The organism is uncultured Ruminococcus sp., assembly GCF_947301925.1.
Taxonomy (GTDB): domain Bacteria; phylum Bacillota; class Clostridia; order Oscillospirales; family Ruminococcaceae; genus Ruminococcus.
The window spans coordinates 83346-107104 of record NZ_CAMYUE010000002.1; the positions used below are offsets into that span (position 1 = coordinate 83346).

General features: G+C 49.2%; 23 protein-coding genes. 12 read left to right on the top strand and 11 right to left on the bottom strand.

Going from position 1 to position 23759, the window contains the following annotated elements; translation table 11 throughout:
* Positions 1 to 4 precede the first annotated feature (4 nt).
* Both Q0Y65_RS03820 and Q0Y65_RS03825 read right to left on the bottom strand, forming a co-directional pair.
* Complete coding sequence (locus Q0Y65_RS03820; protein WP_297957281.1) at positions 5 to 2248, bottom strand: hypothetical protein; 2244 nt, start codon at positions 2246 to 2248, stop codon at positions 5 to 7.
* Complete coding sequence (locus Q0Y65_RS03825; RefSeq protein WP_297957284.1) at positions 2235 to 2789, bottom strand: RNA polymerase sigma factor; 555 nt, start codon at positions 2787 to 2789, stop codon at positions 2235 to 2237. Before Q0Y65_RS03825 ends, Q0Y65_RS03820 begins: the two co-directional genes overlap by 14 nt.
* Positions 2790 to 2967: 178 nt before the next feature.
* On the opposite strand from Q0Y65_RS03825, the gene Q0Y65_RS03830 reads away from it, so the two are divergent.
* Both Q0Y65_RS03830 and Q0Y65_RS03835 read left to right on the top strand, forming a co-directional pair.
* The gene (locus Q0Y65_RS03830) at positions 2968 to 3510 is read left to right on the top strand and encodes a GNAT family N-acetyltransferase (protein WP_297957287.1); all 543 of its coding nucleotides are present in this window, start codon (positions 2968 to 2970) and stop codon (positions 3508 to 3510) included.
* Positions 3511 to 3523: 13 nt separating this feature from the next.
* Positions 3524 to 4072 (top strand): GNAT family N-acetyltransferase, encoded by a 549-nt coding sequence (locus Q0Y65_RS03835; RefSeq protein WP_297957290.1) that lies wholly within the window; start codon positions 3524 to 3526, stop codon positions 4070 to 4072.
* A gap of 32 nt (positions 4073 to 4104) precedes the next feature.
* On the opposite strand, the gene Q0Y65_RS03840 is transcribed toward Q0Y65_RS03835, so the two are convergent.
* From Q0Y65_RS03840 to Q0Y65_RS03850, 3 genes are read right to left on the bottom strand one after another with little or no spacing between them, the layout of a single operon-like run.
* Positions 4105 to 4578 carry an ATP-binding protein gene (locus tag Q0Y65_RS03840; RefSeq protein WP_297957293.1) on the bottom strand — a complete coding sequence of 158 codons (474 nt, stop codon included), beginning with the start codon at positions 4576 to 4578 and terminating at the stop codon, positions 4105 to 4107.
* Positions 4579 to 4593: 15 nt separating this feature from the next.
* Complete coding sequence (locus Q0Y65_RS03845) at positions 4594 to 5067, bottom strand: hypothetical protein (RefSeq protein WP_297957296.1); 474 nt, start codon at positions 5065 to 5067, stop codon at positions 4594 to 4596.
* A 9-nt stretch (positions 5068 to 5076) separates the two neighbouring features.
* Complete coding sequence (locus tag Q0Y65_RS03850) at positions 5077 to 5499, bottom strand: GNAT family N-acetyltransferase (RefSeq protein ID WP_297957299.1); 423 nt, start codon at positions 5497 to 5499, stop codon at positions 5077 to 5079.
* A 236-nt stretch (positions 5500 to 5735) separates the two neighbouring features.
* Between Q0Y65_RS03850 and Q0Y65_RS03855 the strand changes: the two genes are divergently transcribed.
* Positions 5736 to 6653, top strand: coding sequence for a D-alanyl-D-alanine carboxypeptidase family protein (locus tag Q0Y65_RS03855; protein ID WP_297957301.1), 918 nt, complete (start codon positions 5736 to 5738; stop codon positions 6651 to 6653).
* 56 nt (positions 6654 to 6709) lie between these two features.
* Here Q0Y65_RS03855 and Q0Y65_RS03860 read toward each other — a convergent pair whose 3' ends face one another.
* Positions 6710 to 7333, bottom strand: coding sequence for a nucleoside deaminase (locus Q0Y65_RS03860; protein WP_297957304.1), 624 nt, complete (start codon positions 7331 to 7333; stop codon positions 6710 to 6712).
* A 345-nt stretch (positions 7334 to 7678) separates the two neighbouring features.
* On the opposite strand from Q0Y65_RS03860, the gene Q0Y65_RS03865 reads away from it, so the two are divergent.
* From Q0Y65_RS03865 to Q0Y65_RS03905, 9 genes are all read left to right on the top strand, one after another.
* A complete protein-coding gene (locus Q0Y65_RS03865; protein ID WP_297957307.1) occupies positions 7679 to 9613 on the top strand; it encodes a serpin family protein in 1935 nt (644 codons plus the stop codon).
* A 188-nt stretch (positions 9614 to 9801) separates the two neighbouring features.
* The gene (locus Q0Y65_RS03870; protein WP_297957310.1) at positions 9802 to 10416 is read left to right on the top strand and encodes an RNA polymerase sigma factor; all 615 of its coding nucleotides are present in this window, start codon (positions 9802 to 9804) and stop codon (positions 10414 to 10416) included.
* A gap of 13 nt (positions 10417 to 10429) precedes the next feature.
* Positions 10430 to 12520 (top strand): hypothetical protein, encoded by a 2091-nt coding sequence (locus Q0Y65_RS03875; RefSeq protein WP_297957312.1) that lies wholly within the window; start codon positions 10430 to 10432, stop codon positions 12518 to 12520.
* Positions 12521 to 12732: 212 nt separating this feature from the next.
* Entirely contained in the window at positions 12733 to 13560 is an 828-nt protein-coding gene (locus Q0Y65_RS03880) for a hypothetical protein (RefSeq protein ID WP_297957314.1), read from the top strand.
* A 206-nt stretch (positions 13561 to 13766) separates the two neighbouring features.
* On the top strand, positions 13767 to 14099 hold the full coding sequence (locus Q0Y65_RS03885; RefSeq protein WP_297957317.1) for a PadR family transcriptional regulator: 333 nt from the start codon (positions 13767 to 13769) through the stop codon (positions 14097 to 14099).
* Complete coding sequence (locus Q0Y65_RS03890) at positions 14086 to 14739, top strand: DUF1700 domain-containing protein (RefSeq protein WP_297957320.1); 654 nt, start codon at positions 14086 to 14088, stop codon at positions 14737 to 14739. Before Q0Y65_RS03885 ends, Q0Y65_RS03890 begins: the two co-directional genes overlap by 14 nt.
* Entirely contained in the window at positions 14732 to 15613 is an 882-nt protein-coding gene (locus Q0Y65_RS03895) for a DUF4097 family beta strand repeat-containing protein (protein WP_297957322.1), read from the top strand. Before Q0Y65_RS03890 ends, Q0Y65_RS03895 begins: the two co-directional genes overlap by 8 nt.
* A 5-nt stretch (positions 15614 to 15618) precedes the next feature.
* Positions 15619 to 15819 carry a hypothetical protein gene (locus tag Q0Y65_RS03900; protein ID WP_297957325.1) on the top strand — a complete coding sequence of 67 codons (201 nt, stop codon included), beginning with the start codon at positions 15619 to 15621 and terminating at the stop codon, positions 15817 to 15819.
* A 50-nt stretch (positions 15820 to 15869) separates the two neighbouring features.
* Positions 15870 to 16829: an alpha/beta fold hydrolase gene (locus Q0Y65_RS03905; RefSeq protein WP_297957328.1), complete on the top strand. Its 960-nt coding sequence runs from the start codon at positions 15870 to 15872 to the stop codon at positions 16827 to 16829.
* A gap of 219 nt (positions 16830 to 17048) precedes the next feature.
* Here Q0Y65_RS03905 and Q0Y65_RS03910 read toward each other — a convergent pair whose 3' ends face one another.
* Genes Q0Y65_RS03910 through Q0Y65_RS03930 form a run of 5 tightly spaced genes read right to left on the bottom strand, consistent with a single transcriptional unit; the run spans position 17049 to position 23651 of the window.
* Positions 17049 to 18350 carry a sensor histidine kinase KdpD gene (locus Q0Y65_RS03910; protein ID WP_297957331.1) on the bottom strand — a complete coding sequence of 434 codons (1302 nt, stop codon included), beginning with the start codon at positions 18348 to 18350 and terminating at the stop codon, positions 17049 to 17051.
* Positions 18347 to 19027 (bottom strand): response regulator transcription factor, encoded by a 681-nt coding sequence (locus Q0Y65_RS03915; RefSeq protein ID WP_297957334.1) that lies wholly within the window; start codon positions 19025 to 19027, stop codon positions 18347 to 18349. The genes Q0Y65_RS03910 and Q0Y65_RS03915 overlap by 4 nt, the downstream gene beginning before the upstream one ends.
* A gap of 28 nt (positions 19028 to 19055) precedes the next feature.
* Complete coding sequence (locus Q0Y65_RS03920; protein WP_297957337.1) at positions 19056 to 20444, bottom strand: C45 family autoproteolytic acyltransferase/hydolase; 1389 nt, start codon at positions 20442 to 20444, stop codon at positions 19056 to 19058.
* A gap of 14 nt (positions 20445 to 20458) precedes the next feature.
* Positions 20459 to 21217 carry an ABC transporter ATP-binding protein gene (locus tag Q0Y65_RS03925; RefSeq protein WP_297957340.1) on the bottom strand — a complete coding sequence of 253 codons (759 nt, stop codon included), beginning with the start codon at positions 21215 to 21217 and terminating at the stop codon, positions 20459 to 20461.
* A gap of 13 nt (positions 21218 to 21230) precedes the next feature.
* Positions 21231 to 23651, bottom strand: coding sequence for an ABC transporter permease (locus Q0Y65_RS03930; RefSeq protein ID WP_297957343.1), 2421 nt, complete (start codon positions 23649 to 23651; stop codon positions 21231 to 21233).
* Between the last annotated feature and the right edge of the window lie 108 nt (positions 23652 to 23759).

Genomic DNA, 23759 nt, shown 5'->3' on the forward strand with positions numbered 1-23759 from the left:
ACGATCAATATTCGCCGCGAAGCAGTCCCTCCTGTATAGCAAGAGCATCGCCTGCGGTGATACCGCCGCCCGTCTCGCATACATCGGCATTGAATTTGCCTAATTCGGAGAGCTTGTACTTATCGGGATTAGCCATTGACTGCATGATGAAGATAGCGTCTGCAAGATCAACTGTTCCGTCGCAGTTGGAGTCGCCGCTGCGCTTGATAGCCGCATTTGTCCTGAGCTCGCTGAGATTGCTCTCCACAACTGCGGGAGCCGCCTGCGCAGAGCCGAGCTTTGCAGCCCTGAGCTCATCGCTGTATTCATTGAAGAAGCGGACATATCCCTCATGATCGTACTCGGGTGTGCGCTCTGCTCCCTCGATAAAGTCGCAGTACGCATAAATGCTTGTCTGGTATATGCTTACATCGCAGATATCGCCGCAGACGCCGTTCTCGTTGAGATCGAGCTGTGTCTCGAAGAAATCCCATACGCTTTCGGGAATAATGGAGTTCTCTCTCGATACGTCGTTCTTGCAGTCGCGGAGATACATATCCGAGATGAGAATATCCCTGAAGTTCAGCACGCCGTCACCGTTTGCATCGGGGGGAACTATATTTCCCGCAACAACATTGTCGCAGTAGGGGTTGATATACTTGCTGAGCTCGGCTTGATCCAGTCTCATCTTCTCGCTTACGGGGAAGAGCTCATTATAAAGCTTGTTCACTATCGCGCCGAACCATACCGTGCCTGAACCGGGAAGGATACTCTCGTAATAATCATTGTCCATGTACTTTTCGTCAGGCATTCCGTCTCTCTCAAAGAGGTACCAGATAGCGTACTGTTCCAGATCCTCAAAACGATACAGATTATAGTACCAGTTCTCCAGTTCCACGCACTTTTCCCACTGATCGTCGGTGATTGAGGTCTCGAAATCAGGCTCTCTCAGTTCAAGAAGTCCCTCAGGATCGAGATCAATGGGGAGAAGGCTCTCTATCCACTGGTGATTCCTTTCAATGCGGTCATGCTTTGCTTTCTGATCATTACGGTAGTAAGTGAAGATATTGATATCCTCATAGGTAACGACGCCGTCGGAGTCTATATCAAGATCAAATATACCGTCATTCACATTCTTAACAAACAGCGGATACTGTGCAGAAAGTCCGCGTGAGCAGTTTATCATTTCCGATACAAAGGTTTCTGAAAGATGATTCTCGACGGATTCGTAGCCTATTATGGTCTGTTCATCGGCAAGCCTTAAAAGCTCTTCGAGCTCCTCGGGAGTATATGCTGACTTGTCAAAATCCTCGGAATTGAGTTCCTCTACAGCCTCGGGGTGAGCAGGACCATAGATAGGTCCGCCGTTTATGGTCTTTGTCTTTTCCCAGGGCTTATAGAACTCCGCTGTGAAATACTCGTTTGTGATCGGATTATTTACCAGATAGTATCTGAGCAGCTTTTCGGCATCATAGTAACTTATACCGCCGTCGCCGTCATAATCACCTATAGCCTGAACGTTTTCCCTGATCTCGTCACTGTAGTCATATTCGAGATAAACGCCTAAAAAATCATAGCAGTCCCTGAGGTCGAACTTACCGTCGCAGTTTATATCGGTCTGGACCTCACCGTCGTCCATAGCCGCAAAAAGGCTTACCTCGTCGTACTGTAATCTTGTTTTCGGTATCTCACCGATAGCGGCATTGACCGAAACCGCCCCCGCATTTGAAAGCACAGCTATTGCAGCGGCAAATGGCATCAACTTTCTCATAGAATAACTCCTTTCATCATCATAAACAGTAGTAGTAGTGACCGCAGCAGGCGGCGCCTGAGTCATACTCAGTGTCGTAACGGCCGCAGCAGCCGCAGGTCTTGTATTGACTGATGTCGTATGGATAGCCGTTCCCGAAGCTGTCAGAGAAGCGCCTGTAGTCGCAGCAGGTGCATGGGTCCCTGATACGCCTGTAGTCTGAACGGCGGAAACAGTTGTGTACGTAACAGCTGTTTCATGGCTCGAAGGCTCTGTGTCAGTGATAACGTATCCCGTAACAGCGGCGGAGGTGGTCTCCGAAACACCGGTATCACCGCCGTTGAACTCAATATCCTCAGCGCCGCGTCCGAAAACGCTGATGCCAATTACAGCGGCAGCACATACCGACAGGGCAGCGGCAGCGCTTCTTCTGAGTATTATCGCTTTGCGTCTGTCTCTGGCCAGCTGCTCGTCACGCCGTCTGAGCACGGTCTGAGTTACTTCATCATAATCCCGCATACGTTATCCCCTCCTTTTCCAGCTCTGACCTGAGAGCTTTTTTCGCCTGATAGAGCAGGTTGGTTATCTGCCGGCTGCTTTTGTGCATTATAGCTGCAGTTTCTGAATTGGAAAATCCCTCTATGTATATCAGGCATATTACCTGACGGTACTCGTATTTCAGTTTCTGCAGGAGCTTATGAATGATGATCTTACGTTCTTCAACGAGGTAATTATCTTCGATATTCTCATCGTCGGCGATATCGAAGCACTCGTCCGCCGAAACAAAGACAGCCTTTTTTCGTTTTCTCAGGTAGTCTATGGCAAGATTCCTTGCGATAGAGTAAAGCCACGTCCTGAAGGAGCTTTTACCCGAGTATTTAGGCTTCTTGTAAGCAAGCTTGAAGAAGGTTTCCTCCATGAGCTCTTCGGCTTCAAAGAGGTCGTTTGTAAAACTGTTGAGAAATAACGTAAGCCCGTCCTTGTACTCACGGACGAGATCACCCATAGCCGAATCATCGCCGGCAAGATAACGGTCGTAGCTACTTGAACCATTATCCATAGACAAGGCTCCTTTCCGGAAATTTATGCCTTTCACTATATTAGACGGAAGTAAAAATGAAATGTCTTAGCATAAATCGAAATTTAGGTTTGCTAAATTTTGATTTACCGTCACTGCTTGTTTTGTTCATAATTATATGATATACTAAAGATATACAGAGACTAACGGAGGTGATACCATGCGCCACTGCGGCACACTTACCATAGAAACACCAAGGCTGATACTGCGCCGCTTCAGATCAGACGACCTTGAAGATATGCTGAAAAACTGGGTCTCCGATCCGTCCGTGCAGGAGGAATACGGCGAACCCGTATACACCACGGCCGAAGAGGCAAAAAGCCTCCTTGACAGGTATATCCCGGGCTACTGCTCCGACAGCTTCTACCGCTGGGCAATAGAGGAAAAGGCCAGCGGCATGAATATAGGGCAGATAGCCTTCTGCCGCGTGTACGAGGAGCTCCGCACCGCAGAGATAGAGTACTGTATCGGCACTTCTTTCCAGGGCAGGGGCTACGCAGGGGAAGCACTCTCCGCAGTCATAGATCACATATTCGACAATACGGACTTCCGCAGGCTCGAAGCCTATCACCGCGCCGAAAACAGGAAATCGGGGCGAGTGCTGGAAAAGTCCTCAATGCACATTACCGATAACGTTGAACGTTTCCGCAGTCAGGGACTCGAGCCCGAGGGCGAGGTCTGCTACTGCGCAGAGAGAAGCTGAAAGGAGGTACTGCATGAAACTCAATTTCACAAAGCTGCGCCCGGGAAGCGCCGATATCCGCAGGGTAAAGCAGCTCTACACCCGCGCCTTCCCCGACGATGAAAGAGCTCCGTTCCTTATGCTTGTACTGAAAGCAAAGAAAAAGGGAGTTGACTTCTGGAGCATAAGCTGCGACGGACAATGGGTCGGAATGCTATATATCGTCAATCATCTCGACCTGTCCTACATCTTCTATCTCGCCGTCTCCGAGGAGCAGCGCGGCAGGGGAATCGGCAGCGCCATACTCCGCACGGCACAGGAGCTCTACAAGGGACGCAGGCTGTTCCTTGCCATTGAACAGCTTGACGAAAACGCCGACAACTACGATCAGCGCGTCAGCCGCAGGGACTTCTATCTGCGCAGCGGCTTCACCGAGCTTCACCGCAGGCTCCGCGAGGGCAATGTGGTATATGATATACTCGGCGTAGGCGGAGACGTCAAGGCAAAGGAATATGAGGCTCTCATGAAAAACTATGCAGGAAGCATACTCTCAAAGCTTTTCACAATGGAATTCGTGGACTGACAGAAACAGCGTACCCGTGAGGTACGCTGTTTTTATATGACGATATCCATCTCGCCCTCATCAGGCAGTTCAAATAAAGACTGAAATTTTGAAGCAAGTCCCTCGTCAATAAAATATGCGTCGCTCCTGCCTGCGGAAACCTCAGCGTTGCGCTTCTCTATCCGCCTTTTCCATTCGACGTCGTCAATGCTGACATAGTGGAACTGACAGTCAATGCCGCGTGAGCGGTAAAACTCCCTTGCGAAGTCCCTGTCCCTGCGGGTCCAGAAGCCCCAGTCGAGGATAACGTCACTGCCTGCGGCAACTATCTCCGCAGACTTCCTGTAAAGGTACATCTCCGTGCGGCGGACATATTCGTCGTGCATATCCCCCGTATCACCGCCGAGGATATCCAGCATGAGCTCGTCTATTGAGAGTATCACCGCACCCAGCTCCTTTTGCAGCTTTCCCGCGTAGGTGCTTTTGCCGCTGCATATCCTGCCGCAGGTCATAATAACTTTTGGCATTTAATTATCCTTTCCTTACATATCCTGTTTTTTCATAGCTTCCTCAAGCTTGTTCTTCAAGTCAGCTGAAATCGGATAGTATTCAACATTAATCTTATAAAGCTTAATTGTAAAAACAAGGTGAGAGCTTCCCTTTGTAAGCTGCTCTTTTTCTTTCTCGCTGCACACTATTATATACTTTTTCAATTCCTTGCCGCACGCTTTTTCAAGCGTCAGCATTTTCAGTATATCCGCGGCAACTTTGTGCTTCTGTGCAGGCTTTAAAGAACCAAGATGTGTATGTATCTCGCCTATGATAGCATATTTTTCCGAGTAAATATCAGGAAGCATATAATCGTTATCTTCTTCATTCAGCCATACTTTTCGGCCTTTAATAACATCATCAGCCGCAAAACCAAATTCTTCCTGATGTGCTTTTTTGAACTCTTCTATAAGCCTTCCTTCAATATCACGCTGTACAGAAGCATCCGCATTTGCAAACTTCTCCATAATTACATCTCACTTCTCTATTATCTTTGTAAAGCCGTGACCGCTGCGCTCATGAGGGTGGCTCTTGTATCCGCATTTCAGGTAGAACCCGTCCTTGTTCTTTGCGCTCATCAGCTGGAAATAAGACCACCAGCCCTCCTTCAGCTCGCCGCGGATAAACTCCTCTATATGAGCCATAAGCTCCTTGCCTATGCCCTTTCCCTGATACCCGGGATCGACTATCAGATCCTTCAGGAAAAAGGCCATACCTCCGTCGCCGATGAGCCTTGCCATTGCGATGACTTTTTCACCGTCCAGCACCGAGAACGTAACGTAGCTGTTTTTCAGCGAGGTCTCCACCAGTTCGCGGTCAGGCCTTCCCCAGCCTGCCGAGTCGAACAGCCTTATGAAATCATCGGCTTCCAAAGTGTTATGTGATATACGGTATTCCATTTCCGTCAGCTCCTTTCACATATGATTATATCACAGTACAACCCCTTTTTCAACCGATCACGTAGGTGTACACAAAAAGAAGTTGCAAATCTCAACAAAAAGTGATATAATACTGTCATACAGGACATCTTTCGTTAAAACAAAAAAATATATAAATTTATGCGACACTTCCCGGTATTCACGCGAAAGTTATATATGAAAAGACCTTTTACCATTAATAATGAAGGAGAATGAAAATGAAAAGAAGTTTATTTGCCGTTCTTGCAGCCGCAGCCGTTATTTCCTGCACAGCCTGCGGAAAAGATGTTGTCAGCAGAATAGACGAACCCACTGTTTCAACCGAAGCGGTCACCACAACTGCCGCTGAAAATACAGCTGTTACCACAACAGCCGCAGTCACTACAGTCACCACAGCAGCAGAAAAGCCCACCGAAGCAGTGACCACAACCGAAGCTCAGCAGGAGGAAGCTCCCGCAGCAGTTCCCGCAGGCGGCGGAGAGAGCGCTGCACAGCAGCAGGCGCCCCAGCAGTCACAGCAGTCACAGCAGCCTGCACAGAGCGGCCCCGTACACTCTCACGACGCCGTTCCCACTCCTGACAATTACAATTACGGCCCTGCACCTGCGCAGTACAATATAGAAGGACTTACATATATACAGGGCGTACTCATCGCAAACAAGAGCTACAGTCTTCCTTCAAACTTCAATCCCGGAATGGATTCTACCTGTCTGAATCAGTTCTACAAGCTGCAGAACGACGCTTCCGCACAGGGACTGTACATATATGATTCTTCGGACTTCCGCTCATACGACTACCAGAGCCAGATATACAACAACTATGTTGCCCGCGACGGACAGGCTGCTGCCGATACATACTCCGCCCGTCCGGGATATTCCGAGCACCAGACAGGTCTTGCCATAGACGTTAACCAGATTGACGACTCCTTCATCGGAACTCCCGAGGCAAACTGGCTCGAAGCACACTGCCACGAGTACGGTTTTATTCTCCGTTATCCCCGCGGAAAGCAGGATATAACGGGTTACAAGTACGAATCATGGCATATCCGCTATGTAGGTACAGATATGTCCTACGCTATCCACAGCAGCGGTCTTACTCTTGAGGAATACTTCGGTATCGACTCATACTATCATTAATCACTGAACTGAATAACTCAGATCAAGCCCCGAAGCATAAGCTTCGGGGCTTGATTTTATATATCATTGTTTATCATGGCGATTATGCTGTCATAGACGAACGCCATATCTGCGCCGCTGTTCACATAGGAATCAAGTTTCTTCTCCCTGTACAGTTCCCTTGCGGCAGCCACGGCAGAGCTGCTCAGCTCCTCAAATCGTCTCAGCACATGGTCGCCCCTGCCCTCGGATCTGAGCTCGTAGTAGCTCTGTATCACAAGCTGCACCAGCTGGGGCTCGCCGCCCTCATGGACATAGTCAAGTACCTTGCCGCTGATATACGGATCCTCATTCTTCAGATATACCGAGCCGCAGTAAGGATCGCAGGAAGCATATCTCAGGTGCTTGATATTTGACATTACCGCAGTACCCATGCACATGGGGCAGGGCTCCATTGTGGTATAGAGAACCGCGCTGCGCACATTGCAGCGGGCTGTGTCCAGCCTGCGGAGGGCGTTTGCCTCCGCATGGGATATGAGCCTGTTCACCGTATCCGGCTCCCCTGCGCGGTTATGCTCTCTTATAAGTATAGTGCCGCTTTCATCGGTAATAACAGCTCCGATAGGGATACTCCCATTTCCGAAGGCAGTCCACGCCTCCTCAAAAGCTGCCTGCCACTGGGGAGAAAGCTCCTTCCACATATATATCACCTCGTTTCAGACATCAATGAAATTATAGTACAAAACAGGTCTGATGTCAACAAAAGCGTGAGCTGTGAAAATTTTTTCATTTTTACTTAGAGTTTTACGGATAAAACAACGTCTAATAAGTAGAATGGTTTTTACGTTAAATGTCCTTTGTTGAACCTGCACATTTATTATGGTCCGTTTTTGTCATTACGACATATATTAAGTCATAATTTGCGATCATCGATCATTTAATGTGCAGGTTGCACATTTTATATTGACATTTGTGGAAATAAACATTATACTGGTAATATGGATAGTAATATCCTGATATTTTAATTACGAAAGGGGTAACTCACTATGGAAAACATGAAGAAACTGACCAAAGTCACCGCAGGTATCATGAGCTTCGCACTGGCTCTCGGCGCGGTAAGCTACATACCTGCCGCCCGTCCTGTGGGAAGCGTTTTCGCTGCCGGGGAGGAGTCCGAGGAAACGGCGGATATCCACGATTACTATCTCGAAGATGTCTACATCAGCGATGTGTGCACCGACCCGCTGGACGCAAGCCTATCTGTTGAACGCGGCGATCACGGGTATTATGAGCCCTGGTCGCGTAACAGATTAGTGCTCAGATTCGACCGCAGTATGCCTGATGGTCTGTTAAATAAGAATCTCGCCCTTCTCGAAGAGCTGGACGAAAGAACCGTTATATCCCTGAAGCTGCAGACCGCTGAAGAGTATACCATACTTGACAGCTTCAATGATCCCGAAAAAATGACTTACGAATTCGCAGGCTCATACAGGGTATATGATATCGTGAAGGTCATCTCTCCCGGTATACATTACTACGGAGATATAAACGACGACGGCGTCATCGACTCCTTTGACCTTATCACCTACCGCAAGTACGTTACAAAAACCGATCACGACGGGCTCACGGACGCCATGTTCAAGAATGCGGATATAAACAAGAACAACGCCATCGACGAGGATGACCTGAAGCGCGTTTCCGATTACATCCTGGGCAATCTGGACGACTTCTACGATACCGAGATAGGCAGCATACGCCTGGACAATACAGTTAATGTTGAAGCCTCCGAGGGAAAGGTAACTGACGAGGCCTTCGCAAAGGCCGAGATGCAGTTCGGTGTTGATCTGGTGAAGAAGTGCTTCGATCCTACAAAGCAGGGTGAAGAAAACCTGCTCATCTCACCCATGTCCATATCCTCTGCCCTTGCTATGACTGCAAACGGCGCTGACGGCAAGACCAGAGATGAAATGGAAAAGGTACTGGGCAGCGGTCTCACTCTCGATCAGCTCAACGAGTATCTTGCATACTATGCCGCAAATCTCCCCAATGAGAAGAAGCAGAAGGTAATGCTTGCAAATTCCATCTGGTTCAGGGACGATCCCATGCTCCAGGTATACGACAGCTTCCTTGAGACAAACAAGAAGTATTACAGCTCCGAGATATACAAGACGCCCTTTAACGACAGCACTGTTGACGACGTAAACAGCTGGGTAAGCAAGAACACCAAGGGCATGATACCCTCGCTTCTCGAGCCCGGCTCTCTTGATCCCACACCCGAAAAGATTATAATGATGATGCTCATAAACACCCTCTATTTCGAGGCTGACTGGATGAACCCCTACGATAGTTCATACGCAGGCACATTCACCGATCTCAACGGCGAAAAGCACAATATACAGAGAATGAACAGCAAGGAGAGCTTCTACTATGATCTGGGCGACGCCGACGCCTTCAAGAAGCCCTATGCAGGAGGCGAATACAGCTTCGTAGGTATCCTTCCCAGAGAAAATGACATTATCAGCTATGTAAACAGCATGGACGCTGAGAAGATCACTGAAGATCTCAAGACATATGAGGATCCCGACAGCATCGACCTCTATGTTACAATGCCCAAGTTCAGCTATGATTACAGCAAGAGCCTGAGTGAAGTGCTCTTTGATCTGGGCATGGAAGAGGCATTCAGCAAGGATAATGCCGACTTCTCAAAGATGGGCAAGGTCACCATAGAGAATCCTCTCGGTGTTCCCGAAACAACACCGCTCTATATTGACGATGTTCTCCATAAGACAAAGATAGAAGTGACCGAAAAGGGCACAAAGGCTGCCGCTGTTACCGCTATTATGATGGCAGCAGCAGGTGCAATGCCAATTGAGAAGAAAAAGGTAAACATCGTTCTTGACAGACCCTTCGTTTACATGATCGTTGATAAGAACAACACTCCGTTATTCATCGGTGTTGCAACAACTCTTGAAGAAAACTGATATTATTACGCCGTCGGTGCAGCAATGTACCGACGGCGTTTTTTCATTATACACTGTCGTCTTCCGGAACAGCCTGTCTGACGCACATAAATACTTGCTTTTCTCACCGTAAAGATGTATAATATAATTAAAATAAAAAAATAATTCCCGGCCTGTAACGTTTTCCGTTCTGCTTCGGAATAGATATGATGAAAGCCGATGACGCGTCGGAATGCTTTGATAAAGAAGGTGAGTTCATGACACATAATGAGTTTCGCAGAGCGGCTAAAAGCTCTCTTGAAAACGCCCAGCGTATGCTGTTTGAGGAATACTTCAACTATGTATATACTATCGTGTTCAGCAGACTGCGCAGCTGCGCAGGCCGCGAGGATATCGAGGAATGTGTGGGCGACGTATTTGCAGACATATATATCTGTTATGATGAAAGCAGGGACGTAAGCGGCGATATCTCGGGATTCATAGGTGCGGTCGCAAGAAGAAAGGCCGCAGACGTTTACAGGAAACTGACAAAGCACAGCTTCGGAAGAATCTCCCTTGACGATGAGGAGACCATGAACATCAAGGCTCCCGACGATACCGCAGGGACCGTGGAGAAAAAAGAGCTCAACAGCTCCCTCATGCACTGCGTGGAGCTGCTGGGAGAGCCCGACTCCACTATAATAATACAGAAATACTTCTTCATGCGCAGCGCAAAAGAGATAGCGGAGCTCGTGTCACTGACTCCCGAGGCAGTCCGCGTCCGCAGCAGCCGTGCGCTGAAAAAGCTCAGGGAAAAGCTCACCGCTTTGAACATTTCACTTTAAAGGAGGTACAGTTATGAACGATAAGGAATTGAACCTTGACGCGCTCGAAAACGCCGACGAAGATACAATAAGAAAAATTGCGGCGGACTGTCCTGCTTCCGATGAAGAGAAGGAGAGAATGTTTGCAATGAGCAGAAAGATATACAACGAAAGAACCAAGGAAAGCGAATATAAAAATGATATGGAGGTCTCGGGAGTAGACGTCTACAGAAAGCCTGCATGGCATAAGTTTGCTGCGGCAGCTGCGGCTCTGGTCATCGGTGCAGGTGCAATTGCGGGAGGGGTAATGCTGAAGAAGAACAGCAACAGCAAGCCCCCTGTCGTGGACTCGATGACGGACAGAGTGATGTGTCCCATAGGAGACCTCAGTCTTTGCAGCGTAAGAATATCCACGGCAGCTATCGCTCCCGCAGTATTCCAGCCCTCAGAGTATGAAAGACAGAAGATAACCACTGCACTTACAATAGGTCAGTGGGAGGAGATATCCCTTGATACTCCCCTCCCAGACGGAGAATATGTAACATTATACTTCCGTAATCATATGCTTGCAGCCCAATTGGAAGAAGCCATTAATGAGGCTCTCAAGGCTGAAGACGGAACATCTGACCTGGTCACGCCCGACAATGCGGAACAGGAAAAAGTATTCACACTGAAGCTTTTCAATGACAATACGGTGCTTTATGAGGACGAAAGCACACAGACAAGGTATCAGCTGGACGATGATACCGCAAATACCGTAAGAGAGGCCTCAAAGTTCGATCCTCTGGCAGACTATGACCTGCTCTATCCCGAGGTGCCCTACGACGATCTCATGCACACCGTATGGGATATAGTGATAGAAACAGACAAAAAGAATACAATTGACCTTTTCTTCCCCGTCACAAATGAAACTATAAAGGTAGCTCCCGAAAACTGCCGTTTCTGTCTGGGACAGTGGGATCAGGACGACTCCATGAACTGCGTCACCGATCCCGAGGTGGTGAAAAAATTCAACCTTATAAACTGGAAGGAGGCAACAAGAGAGGCAAATGTATCATCTGACGGTATTCTGGTCTCATTCAGATGCACAGACGAAAACGCTCTCAGGAACTATCAGTATACTATACACAGCAGCGGCTTAGCAGTAGTAAGCTATGACGATGTTGAGTTCAGCAAGAAGCAGAACATGATCTATGATATAGGCTCGGATGCCGCAAGCGAGCTGCACAGCGCCTTCTATGATATGCGTGACAAAGCCCTTACGGGGCTGGCTCCCGATGAGTTGTTCTCGCTTATGAAGCTGCGCTCAGCAAAGATAAGCAGAAACAACGATCCAAGCACTCAGACCGCTCTGGACGATGAGGATCTGAAGCTGCTGAATAACGCCATACTCTCAGCCACATGGGAGAAGCTTCCCGATGATACACTGTGCAATAACCGTATCTATAATCTGACTCTGAGCACATATCTGAGAGTGTACAATATAGATATCTACCCGGGCAGCATCGCTACATTCCCGGGGGCAGGCGTATTCAGAGTATCAGACGGTTTTATGGACGCTCTCACCTCCATATCCGACAGTGTATGGGAAAAGGTGGAGCCGCAGGATGATCCCGCCGTTACCGCCGACGAGAATGCCGAGCTCATAGAAAGAGCCACAAAGCTCTATAATGAATGTATCCCCAGATACAATGAATATGTGGGCGGTCCTCCGCGTATGCTGTCTGTAAACCTGACCGAAGATGATTTCTACGACTTCGGTGACAACCTGGCAGGCTACCTTCTTCCCGGTGTCAGCAGCATCGAAGATATACGCCGGATGTTCTTCAAGGAGTTCAGCGAGCGATATCACGCCAACGATATCGGCGGCGATTCCCCCTACTTTGAAAGGGAGGGCAAGGTGTACTGGAAGCCTAGCAACCGCGGCTCAAACATATACTTCCAGAGATCGGAGATCACCGAGGTACAGCGTATAACCGACGATGAGATAGTGTTCAATGTAAAGAACTACTACGACGGAACTGCTGTGGGAGACCCGAGAGTATGGGCAGAGCAGGTGGAATTCTCTGTTGTTGTCCAGCCCGACGGATCATGGCTGGTGGGCAAGCTGACTATCCCCGACTGATATGTGATACAGTAAACAGACCATGATATATGAAAAGAGCCGCAGCTCCCCACACAGGCACTGCGGCTCTTATATATATGAGGGGTATCCGTTCACAGAATGTTTACATTTTGCCTGCACATTTTTGCCCCGCTCAGATGTTTTATATTTAGTGAAAGATCATGCGTATCTAAGATGACACGCTGTTTTATCACAATAAGGAGGTGCTGAAAATGATGAACAACTACAGAAACATGCTCTCAAAACGTATATGTCTGCTTCTCTCGTCAGTGCTGATATCGGGACTTGCAGCAGGCTGCTCGGATAAAAAAAGCAATGACTCCGCTGACGTCAAGACGGAAGCTGTGACAGAGGCTGTCACCACCACTGCCGAAAACAAAGAGGCTGCAACAACGTCTGCTGCGACTTCGGCTAAATCAACGACCACCTCCGTTACAACAACTGCGGTCACGACTACCCAGGGCACTACCACCACTACCTTTGCGGTGACAGTTCCTCCCGATGCGGTGAACTATGCAGATCCGGATATAAACGACTCTATCAGGGAATGTCTGAATATACTCCTTAACACGGAAGAAAACCTGCTCCAGGCAAAGTATATGCTCACAGACGTCAACGGCGATTATACTCCCGAGATCGTCTTACGCTATGACAACGGCGACTGGTATGACGCCTTCTTCGTATACAAGAACGGAAAATACGAGAAGTGCGATCTGAAGGCACTGACCATATATACCTGCAAGGAAAAAGGTCTGATTGGTACCAGCTTCTATGACGGCAGCTATATCTATGGAAAGTATAAGCTGAATGCAGACAACGAGCTTGAAAGAGTATACTATTACAACGAGGACGAGGGCGTGGAGACAGGCACCATGTATCCGGAGCTTACTCATCAGGTTGAAGTCACAGACGAATTCGGCAATACATTTTATGTAGAATGTGATTACGATGATGAGTACAATTGTTACTACAGCTCTGCTTTCCAGACCTGTGAGCCCTGGGACGCTCCCGACTTCACCACATTCTATAACGCTGATTAACCTCCTTTTTTATAAATAATATGATCTGATTTGGCAGTTTTTTACAACTGCCATTATTTTTTTGCCTTTTTGATTGTGCAGGCATACAATATTTTATAAATCTTGCAATATTGTATTGACAATCAATATTATACGCGATATAATATTGTCAGAAACCAGATATTACAACTCACAAAATACTATATGGTTTCAGAAAGGAGTACACTATGGGATTTTCGATCAACGCAGGGCTCCTCGACGCCATGGTGCTGTCAATAGTTCAGAACAACGACACCTATGGCTATGAGATCACTCAGTATCTCCGCAAGGCCGTGGATATTTCCGAATCCACACTCTACCCCGTACTGAGGCGATTGCAGAAAGGCGAGATGCTCGAAACCTATGACAAGGAGTTCATGGGCAGGAACAGACGGTATTACCGTATAACCACAAAGGGTAACGACTCCCTTGAGGAGTACAGAGAAGAATGGCGGAGCCATAAGAAAAAGATCGACAGTATTTTATTGAATGAGGGAGCTGAAAACAATGAACAAACTTGAATTTCTTACCCGTCTCAGGAATAATCTTGAAAGAGGCGGTCTTGGTCCTGATGATATAAATGACGCCCTGTCATATTATGAGGAGGTCTTCCTCGATGCAGGCTTCGGCAAGGAGGAGGAAACTGCCGCTTCCATGGGCTCGCCCGAGGAGGTAGCCGTGAACATTCTCCGCGAAAGCGGTATCCATGTCGGAGGCGCTCCCGTAATGCCTCCCCAGAGAATGAATGCCCCCCAGGGACAGAACGGCCCCGCTATGGGATACGTTCCCCCCAAGAAGAAGGCTTCGGGCGGCACCATCGCTCTCGGAATCATACTCGGTGTACTTACATTCCCCATATGGCTTCCTTTAGTCATTGTTGTAGTTACACTGCTCTTTACACTCATCGTAGTTCTCATCTCAGTATTCATAGCCTTCGTTGCAGCCGCTATCGGTCTTATCATCGGAGGTATCGCAGCACTGTTTGAATTCCCTGCTGTGGGTCTTATGGCTCTTGGTCTGGGACTCTTCCTTACAGGTATCGTAATACTTATCTGCAAGCCTGCCGTCAGCGCGGCTGTTCCCGCTATCGGCAGAGGAATAAAGAGCTTCTGCGGCTGGGTAGTAGGTCTTTTCAAAAAAGGAGGAAAAGAAAATGTCTGAAAACAATAACAACACCATTACACGCGAATCAGAGGCAGCTCCTGCTGCAAAGAAGTCAAACGGCGGTCTCTGGGCAGGTCTTATCTGTATAATCCTCGGCATTATCATCGCCCTTGTGGGTTATATCATGCTCAGGAACACCGATACAAGCAAATACTACAAGTTCAAGGATTACACCAACAGCTTCAGCAGCCAGTCCGTAAAGGATCTGGATCTGGATATCGAATGGGCCGATCTCATAGTGGAAAAAAGCCCCGATGACGATATACATATAGACGCAAAGGACGTTCCCGAGAAGTTTGAGGCTTCCGTATCGGGAAGCACCTTCAAGATAGATTTCGGCTCTGCAAGAGTGAACTTCATCCCCTTTTCTACGTTCCTGTCAAATAACGACGTGGATCCCGTCATAACCTTACAGCTTCCCGACAAGGAGTTCGGGGAATTCAAGCTGGATCTGGGCGCAGGAGATAACAAGATCACAGGCATAAGCTGCTCCGATCTCATCATCAAATGCGGTGCGGGCGAGGTAAATCTCAGCCAGGCAGAATGCAGGACCTGTGATATCGACTGCGGTGCAGGCGAATTCAATATAACTGCCATGAACTGCGAGAACAAGCTGGATATCGACGGCGGCGCAGGCGAAATAAACATAATGGATTCCATTCTGGGAGGCCTCGATCTGGATCAGGGCGTAGGCGAATTCTCCTTCAGAGGCACTATCAACGGCGATATCGACGCTGACGGCGGTGTGGGCGAGCTGGTATTCAACCTCACCAACCCCGAGAGCGACTTTTCGGGAAGCGGCAGCAAGTATAAGCTTGATATAGACACAGGTATAGGCTCCAAGACTGTAAACTATAATGTTTCAGATTAACAGCCATGTTCGACCACAAGGAAATAAAAAAGGGAGACAGGGTGCGTCACCGTCTTTTCGGTACGGGAACCGTGAGCGATACACTCCCTCTGGGAGACGACACTGTCGTTACCATTGAATTCGACAGCGGAAGCACCAAGAAGCTGTGCGCTGTCATATCGGCTCTGGAACCCGTTGAACCGGAGTCCGGACAAAAGGAAGAATAAATATGAAGCGGGCAGGCACGCGGCCTGCCCGCACAGAAGGAAATGATAATATGAAAAAAGCATTGAAGATCTTCGGAAAGATCATGCTGGGGATAGTTGTTCTTTTCGCGCTTTTTCTCATAGTAATGACCATATACAATCAGATAATGCTCAGAAAGAACAAAGACCTGTATGAAACTCCGCTCGGACAGCTCGTTGAGGTGGACGGTCACAATATGAGCATTTACACCGAGGGTCAGGGCGACCATACACTGGTCTTCATGTCGGGCTGGGGAACTCCCTCTCCTATACTGGACTTCAAGCCCCTGTACTCAAAGCTCAGCGATGAATACAGGATAGTAGTAATAGAGAAGTTCGGATACGGATTCAGCGATATAGTTGACGGCGAACGCGATGTTGACACTCTGCTCCGCCAGGACAGAGAGGCTCTGCAAAAGGCGGGGATAGAAGCTCCCTACGTGCTGTGCGCTCATTCCTTTTCGGGCTACGAGGCGACCCTCTGGGCGCAGAAGTACCCCGACGAGGTCGAAGCTATAGTAGGTCTCGATATGTGTACCCCAAACTGTGAGAATGAAGATACTCTCAAGAGCAATGCCAAACTCGTTGGTCTTGCAAAGTTTCTGAACAGAGCAGGCAAAAACACGGGGCTGTTAAGGCTTGCAAATCCTGATTATTCGGGAACGCTCACCGATGACGAGAAAAAGATATTCACCGAGATAGCCTGCCATACCACAGCAAATGATACAATACTGAAAGAGCAGGAGCTTGACGGCGTGCTTGCAGTGAATGACGAGCTGAACTCCGCTCCCCTGCCGACAGTGCCTATGATAATGTACGTTTCTGCCGATTACGGCGATGAAGAAATGTGGGTAGGCGGTATGCAGGCAATGGCAGACGCTTCATCGGACGGACAGCTCATAAAGCTGGACTGCGGACATTATGTTCACGATTTTGAATATGAAAGAATAAGTGACGATATAAAGGATCTCATAAACGGTCTGGATACCTGATCGGCCCGGCCGTCACGTACTCGGGAACAAACAACATCTCTACTAAAACCGATATCAACCTGCTGTTTCGGATGGGACGGCCTCACCGTCCTTTTCTCGATCATTCCGTTGCAGCTCCCATACACGCAAAAACTTTTTTATCCCGAGCACACAGCGAAAGCCTGATCCGATATTATACCAAAGAGCCCGTGGCGCTTAAAAAACGCCTCCGGGCTCTTTTTACATGGATAAGAATATTACGAATTCCATTTCCGAGGTCTCCTCGATACGTCTTGCGTATACTGTACCGCCGAGAGCCTTTACAGTCTCATGAACAACATAAAGTCCTATGCCGCTGCCCTCGGGAGCAGCATTTGAACCGCGCCAGTAGCTCCTGAACACATAGGGCAGCTCCTTTTCGGGAAGCAGCTCTCCCCTGTTCCTGACGGATATGGAAAAACCGTCGTCATGACGCATGAGCTCCACTCTTATACCGCCGCCGTCGCCGTACTTCACCGCATTCTCAAGGAGCTGGCTCACCGCACGGTACAGCGCATACTTATCGCTAACAAGCATTCCCTCGCTGCGGCATTCCACAGTGAATGGTATGCGCTTCAGCTCCATTCTGTCGATGAACTCGCTGCGGATAAGGTCCGCAAGCTCCTTTACGGCAAATGGGCTTTTCTCAATATCAAATCCGTCAAGGGAGGAATACTGGGCTGACATAAGCTCCGCCGCCAGCTTCTCTATCTTCACGGTGTTCCGGTCTATCTTGTCGGCGATATCGTCGGTCATGCCCTCGTCGGAGTACAGTCCCGTCCTGACTGCGTCCGTATAAAGCCGTATATTGGCTACGGGAGTCTTGACGCCGTGGGCTATGGTGGATACCAGCTTCTGACGCTCCCCTTCAAGGGTATGTATGCGCCTGCTGCTTGCCGCCAGTATGTCCGAGAGCATATTCATTCCCCAGATGTACTTGCCGAAGAACCTGCTCCTGCTCTCGGGTAGCTTCTGTATATCCCTGAGCCTTGCCAGCCTTTCGGGATAGTCCGACAGCCGCCTGAAGGGCGCAAGTATAGCTGCGCACAGGTACAGGAATACTGCTGATACAAGCAGGAAGCATATGACAAGGAAGATGTTTCCCGCAGTCCTCATCCAGCTGTGGATACTGTTATCGTATGTGTATTCGGCTATTCCCGTCAGTCTGCCGCTGCTGTCGTACACGCAGCATACGGCGCAGTTCTTATCGGCTGTATTGAGGAAGCTGCCTGTGCTGCCCTCAGCGGGAATGAACACTATCTGCCGCGGCATATCCTTGCCGAAGCGCCTGCTCCAATCCGCTTTGTGCTCCGCTATTATCTCCGCAGGTTCACTGCCGCTTTCCCTCATCGCCTCCGAAAGCTCCGCGTTGATCCTGTTCACCGCCACATTCCGCGAGGACATCTTCAGCTCCGAGACCTTGCCGAATACAACGTTGAAGCTCACCAGAAGCACCGCGAAAAACGCCGCAAACAACAAATAAAACGATATAAACCTCTTCATTTCTTTTCACCGAATATATAGCCGACCTTCCAGACCGTCCGTATGATCTCGGGAGAGTTGGGGTCGCGCTCTATTTTCTCTCTGAGCCAGCGTATATGCACGCTGACGGTGCTGGGCTCCGTAAAGCAGTCAAAGCCCCATACAGCATTGAAAAGCTCCTCCTTGCCCACGGCCTCGCCGCTGTGCTCCATGAGGTACTTCAGCAGCTCGAACTCCTTGGCATTCAGCTTCAGCTCTGCTCCGTCCTTTGCAACGGTGCGGGAGGCTGCGTCAAGGACTATGCCGCAGCCTGTCAGCCTTCCCTGCTCCTCATAGGGAGATCTGCGCTTCAGCAGCGCCCTTATCTTTGCTGTCAGCACCTTGATGGAGAAGGGCTTGTCGATGTAATCGTCGGCTCCCGTATCATAGCCCAGCAGCTTGCTGTCCTCATCGGTGAGAGCGCTCATCATGAGTATGGGGACGCTGCGCTTTTTCCGTATGGCCGCGCAGGTCTCAAAGCCGTTCATGCCCGGAAGTATAACGTCAAGCATGACAGCGCCGAAATCCTCCTTATCAAGCACCTCAAGGGCTTCCTCGGCGGCAGAGCAAAGCTGCACCGAGAAGCCCTCTTTTATAAGAAAATCCCTTACTATCGGCCCCATTTCGGGGTCGTCCTCTATTATCAGTATATCTGCCATAGACCTCTCCTGTAATGCGGCGGTCTCCTTATTTCCAGCTTCCCAGATCAATGAATTCGGGAGAGTCGATAACTCCCTCCGTACCTGTGAACACCGCCTGTAGCGTTCCGGTGGAATAGTCGGCGATGACCATATGCACCAGACCTTCACTTCTTATGAGGATAAGCTTATCGCTGCTTTTCTCGCAGGTCATGAGCTCCTTGAAGCGGTCGAGAGTCAGCCCCTTCTGTCCGCAGAACAGCTCGTTGTATCGGTTCCACCTTATGGTATTGTCCTTTGAGCCTGTAAAGAAGTCGGAATTGCCGTCTGACGCAAAAGCATTGACTGCGCAGACGTAATTGGGGTCGTCCCATTCGATACCGTTTTTCAGCTTGGTGGAGCTGTCGCGTATAACGGTCTCTCCGTCCTCCTCCGTAACGCTGAGCTCCGCTATCAGCGCTTCGTTCCTGTCCGTTGCAAGCACGTTTACGCAGTATGGGTAGCTGTCTGCGTTTGCTGCCAGATACCCGGCGGCCTCACGGGCTGTGCCGAAGTTCTCAAGTGCGTACCTCATACCGTAGGTGTAGCTTTTCTTGTCCTCACAGGTATATTTTACCATTTTTCTGCTGCCCACGTCAAGCTCTCCCAGCATAAGGCCCTCGCGGTTCACTGCGGTAAGTATGGTCATGAACCCCAGATAGGACACTGATACGAAGCTCTTGCTGCCGTTCTTCATATGCACCACCGAATGGCAGCGGCAGATCTGGTTCTCGCTTCCCAGAATCCATTCCAGCAGTCGGCAGGTTATACGCTCCCCGCTTGCTGTAGCCGCTCCGTCGGCAGATATGGCGCTGCACGCAGTTCCCCTGAGTGCGTCCGGAATGAACTGCATGAGTATGACCTCGTCACGGCTCAGTATACCGTCCTCGACAAAGCCCTCAGAATCGCCCTTTATCTTCTCTGTAAGGCCGTCAAGCTCCTGCCGGTACTCCTCGTCAAGAGCTTCATAAAAGACCTCCGCCCTGTTCTTTAAAGATGAATAATCCCCGTTCAGATTACTGAACTCAGCCTTGATGTTCTCATATATATAGGGCTCGCATATTTCGTGATATTCGGGACAGGCAAGGAGCAGAGTCTCCGCATAGGCAGCGCCCACTTCTTTCGGTGTTCCCTTCTCATAGTCAAGGGTAACGTCATAGTAGCTCTCCATTACGTCTATCCTGCACAGGCCGTCGGAAGAAGCGAAGGTCTCCTTCACCTTCTCCTTCGTAGGCGCTACCCCCTGATAATTCGTCTCCATGTAGCAGTCATCAACTGGCTTGAGAGTGCTGCCGCCCTGAACGGGTATCACAAAGCTTTCATAGCCCTCCCTGTGTCCGCAGCCCGCGGCAGTCGCCGCCATGACCAGCGCTGCCGCTGCCGATAATAACCTTTTCATATCCATAACGCTCCTTACCAGCCGCGCTCCATGAGCCAGCTGCTCAGCCTTCTCTCCCTTGCGGCAAGCTCTCCGTCGTCTATGAGCTTGCCCAGCTCGATCTCTCCCTGAATATCCCCGTCCATAAGGTATATGACCTTATCGCTCATGGCCGCTACCCTGGTGCTGTGAGTCACCATCATTATGCTGGTGCCTCTGCGGTTGGCATTTATCAGCTGATCCATAACATCTGCCGCCGCCTTTGAGTTAAGGGCGCCTGTGGGCTCGTCGGCAAATATCACCTTGGGATCGTTTATCAGCGCTCTGCAAAGGCAGGCTCGCTGGAGCTGACCGCCCGACACCTCGTTCACGTTATGCTCGGCTATGTCGATAATGTCCAGACGCCTCATGAGCTCCTCGGCACGCTTGTTTGCCTCCTTGTGAGATGTGCCTGCCTGATATGCGGGAAGAACGATGTTATCGAACACGCAGAGCTTCTTCATCATGTACATCTGCTGGAATATAAAGCCCATCTCCGTCAGGCGGAGCTTTGAGAGCTCCTTCCTGTTAAGCGAACTGATGTCCCTGCCTGAGAACTCCACTTTGCCCGAGGTCATGCGGTCCATACCGCTGACCGTATAAAGCATGGTGGACTTGCCGCTTCCGCTGGGTCCCATCACCGTTATGAACTCTCCGTCCTCAAGGTCGAAGCTTATATTCCTCAGCACGTTGTTGCTGTACTTCTTGATTATATATGTCTTGCATAGCTCCTTTACGGATAATACTGTACTCATTTTCTGCTCTCCCTTATTCTTCGGAAATTTTCCATATTTCGATATTGCGGACTCCTCTTGACGTCAGCCATGCGGTAAGTTCCACCGTTCCTATGATAAGAAGCGGTATCAGAACGAAGCTGACGGGGAACTCAAAGAAGAACTTCATGCCTGTAGCCTCGTACTGCTTCAGGAACAGATTGAAGAATTTTGAGCCCAGCGTCCATATTATCACCTCTCCGATGACTACGGAGATAACTGCCAGCAATGCCATTCTGATGAGGTAGGCCTTTCTGACCGTTCCGCCGCGGAAGCCCATACTCTTTAGCAGAGCCGTCTCCGAGGCTTCCTCGGATATGAATATGTTCACATACAGATAGGTTATCAGTATGAGCACGAACACGACCACAGCCGTCATGACCTTTTCCAGTGTGGCGAAAAGCCTGTCGTAATCATCCATCTGATTTATTACCGCCTGATGCTGATCCATTACAGCTTCATCGCCGAACAGATCGCGGAGCTGCTTTATCACTGCGGGATGCTGCGACTTCGGAGCATCTATCACCCAGCCGGTCCAGTTGTCCGTATAGTGGCTGCCGGTATTGTAATCGTCGCCCATAATCAGCGCAGGGAAGCCGTTTTCCATATAGTCGAACAGACCTGTGATGACAAGCTCCCTTTCGTTTTCATCATAGCCTGTATGATCCTCGTTATCCTCTGTGATAGTAACCTTGATAACGTCTCCCGGCTTTATGCCAAGGTTATTGGCAGTAAACGCGCTCATTGCCGCCTCATTGGCAAGCTTCGGAGCCTTTCCGCCCTTGCGGTAATCGAATTTTTCAGGCTGGCCCTCATGCCATAGCACCCCAAATCTGACCTTATCGCCGTTGTGCTCAAAGACTCCGTCAGTCTGCCAGAAATACTCTACATGGGCAGGTATGCCGTTGTCCGCAAATCTTTTGTTGAGTACATCATAGAAACCGCTTCCCGTCCTGCTGACTTCCTTATCGATATCGTCCTCGATATCATTGGGAAGATCCAAATTGAAATCAAGGGTATGGGTGAGCCAGGTCTTCATGTACTCCACAGATACGCAGCTGTTGCGGACATTGAATACCAGCAGCACTATTGCTGCACCGAGGGTATAGGCTATCATCAGGAATATGTAGCGCCTGAATCGTCCCAGTACGTCGCTGATACCCAGGAAAAGGGGCACGGACATCCTCTTTCTCCTGTGAAGGAACATGGGAGTTCCCCTGCCGAAGCGCTCGCCGCGGTTCTCACCGTGAATGGCGTCTATGACTGATATCCTGTTTATCCTGCGCATTACCAGAAGCGAGAAAAGTATCATTATCAGGATAGTCAGCAGCACCGATATCACGCCGATAAGGATCATCTGCCAGCGCTCGGGAAGGATACAGTCTGGGCCGAACATATTCACCACCATGCCCGAAAGAGGCAGACCCGCGGCTATTCCTATTATGCCGCCCACTATGGCAAAGGCGATATACTTGGCGGCGAACATCCAGCGGAAGCGGAGGGAATCAACTCCCAGAGCCTTCATCATGCCTATTTCCTTCTCCTCGTTCTTCATCTCCGCCACCATGGTGAAACGGATAGTCATGAAGATTATGGCTATAAGAAAGATACTTGTTATGATAACGAAAACGGAGATTATCTCCATCATCATGAAATCATCGCTCATGGTATATGAATCGGCGATACCGTAAAAGCCTCCTGTCGACTCCTCATTGTCCTCCAGTTCTCTGAATAGTTCTTCTACTTTACTATAGTTATTGTCCTTCATTCGCACGCCGTATACTATATCAGAGCCTGCACATTCGGAAGCGAGCAGCTCGTAATCGGCGTCAGAGACTATGAATCTCTTCACAAAGCTTATACTGTTATCCTTGAAGATATTGCTGACCTCAAGCTCATAGACCTTGCCCGTATCAGTGGTCAGTCTTATCTTGTCGCCGATACCTGCTCCCGTCTTCTGATATGTGTCAACAGACAAGGCTATGCAGCCGTTGGGCACATAGAAGGGTCTGTCATTCAGGTCGTAGACGAGATCGAATTCACGGGGCAGCGGCGTCAGGAAACAGGCGCCTGTATTAGGCGGATTCTTTTCCTCGTCATAGTTGGGATAGTCTATACTGGCAGATTTTATCCTCATCATTCTGAAACGCGACCACTCGGTAATGTTGTCGCAGCTGTCAAATATGGGCTCTGCGTTCTTGTAGTCGTCCTCGCCATCGGAAAATCCCCTTACAACGCCCAGCAGGAGATCCGAAGGCCTGCACATGGTCCGGGCAGTGCTGCTCCGCGCGATATTGGAGTATATCTGCACCGAGCCCGCAAATACCAGCACAGAGGCTACCGCTATGAACAGGAATATTATGATATTCAGGCCTTTTTTGCATTTAAGGTCGTTTTTCAGCATCTTGAAGAACATATCTTTTCCCTCCGATGTTCGTTTCGCTGATATTATATTATCACAGAAAAGTTTAAAAAGTCTTTAAAAAAACAAGATCCATTAAATTATACCATATATCCTCACAGC

What these genes read in the sequence shown, in the direction of transcription:
- Q0Y65_RS03820 (WP_297957281.1), bottom strand. Translation starts at nt 2,248, where the DNA reads ATGCGGGATTATGATGAAGTAACTCAGACCGTGCTCAGACGGCGTGAC.
- Q0Y65_RS03825 (WP_297957284.1), bottom strand. Translation starts at nt 2,789, where the DNA reads ATGGATAATGGTTCAAGTAGCTACGACCGTTATCTTGCCGGCGATGAT.
- Q0Y65_RS03830 (WP_297957287.1), top strand. Translation starts at nt 2,968, where the DNA reads ATGCGCCACTGCGGCACACTTACCATAGAAACACCAAGGCTGATACTG.
- Q0Y65_RS03835 (WP_297957290.1), top strand. Translation starts at nt 3,524, where the DNA reads ATGAAACTCAATTTCACAAAGCTGCGCCCGGGAAGCGCCGATATCCGC.
- Q0Y65_RS03840 (WP_297957293.1), bottom strand. Translation starts at nt 4,578, where the DNA reads ATGCCAAAAGTTATTATGACCTGCGGCAGGATATGCAGCGGCAAAAGC.
- Q0Y65_RS03845 (WP_297957296.1), bottom strand. Translation starts at nt 5,067, where the DNA reads ATGGAGAAGTTTGCAAATGCGGATGCTTCTGTACAGCGTGATATTGAA.
- Q0Y65_RS03850 (WP_297957299.1), bottom strand. Translation starts at nt 5,499, where the DNA reads ATGGAATACCGTATATCACATAACACTTTGGAAGCCGATGATTTCATA.
- Q0Y65_RS03855 (WP_297957301.1), top strand. Translation starts at nt 5,736, where the DNA reads ATGAAAAGAAGTTTATTTGCCGTTCTTGCAGCCGCAGCCGTTATTTCC.
- Q0Y65_RS03860 (WP_297957304.1), bottom strand. Translation starts at nt 7,333, where the DNA reads ATGTGGAAGGAGCTTTCTCCCCAGTGGCAGGCAGCTTTTGAGGAGGCG.
- Q0Y65_RS03865 (WP_297957307.1), top strand. Translation starts at nt 7,679, where the DNA reads ATGGAAAACATGAAGAAACTGACCAAAGTCACCGCAGGTATCATGAGC.
- Q0Y65_RS03870 (WP_297957310.1), top strand. Translation starts at nt 9,802, where the DNA reads ATGAAAGCCGATGACGCGTCGGAATGCTTTGATAAAGAAGGTGAGTTC.
- Q0Y65_RS03875 (WP_297957312.1), top strand. Translation starts at nt 10,430, where the DNA reads ATGAACGATAAGGAATTGAACCTTGACGCGCTCGAAAACGCCGACGAA.
- Q0Y65_RS03880 (WP_297957314.1), top strand. Translation starts at nt 12,733, where the DNA reads ATGATGAACAACTACAGAAACATGCTCTCAAAACGTATATGTCTGCTT.
- Q0Y65_RS03885 (WP_297957317.1), top strand. Translation starts at nt 13,767, where the DNA reads ATGGGATTTTCGATCAACGCAGGGCTCCTCGACGCCATGGTGCTGTCA.
- Q0Y65_RS03890 (WP_297957320.1), top strand. Translation starts at nt 14,086, where the DNA reads ATGAACAAACTTGAATTTCTTACCCGTCTCAGGAATAATCTTGAAAGA.
- Q0Y65_RS03895 (WP_297957322.1), top strand. Translation starts at nt 14,732, where the DNA reads ATGTCTGAAAACAATAACAACACCATTACACGCGAATCAGAGGCAGCT.
- Q0Y65_RS03900 (WP_297957325.1), top strand. Translation starts at nt 15,619, where the DNA reads ATGTTCGACCACAAGGAAATAAAAAAGGGAGACAGGGTGCGTCACCGT.
- Q0Y65_RS03905 (WP_297957328.1), top strand. Translation starts at nt 15,870, where the DNA reads ATGAAAAAAGCATTGAAGATCTTCGGAAAGATCATGCTGGGGATAGTT.
- Q0Y65_RS03910 (WP_297957331.1), bottom strand. Translation starts at nt 18,350, where the DNA reads ATGAAGAGGTTTATATCGTTTTATTTGTTGTTTGCGGCGTTTTTCGCG.
- Q0Y65_RS03915 (WP_297957334.1), bottom strand. Translation starts at nt 19,027, where the DNA reads ATGGCAGATATACTGATAATAGAGGACGACCCCGAAATGGGGCCGATA.
- Q0Y65_RS03920 (WP_297957337.1), bottom strand. Translation starts at nt 20,444, where the DNA reads ATGAAAAGGTTATTATCGGCAGCGGCAGCGCTGGTCATGGCGGCGACT.
- Q0Y65_RS03925 (WP_297957340.1), bottom strand. Translation starts at nt 21,217, where the DNA reads ATGAGTACAGTATTATCCGTAAAGGAGCTATGCAAGACATATATAATC.
- Q0Y65_RS03930 (WP_297957343.1), bottom strand. Translation starts at nt 23,651, where the DNA reads ATGTTCTTCAAGATGCTGAAAAACGACCTTAAATGCAAAAAAGGCCTG.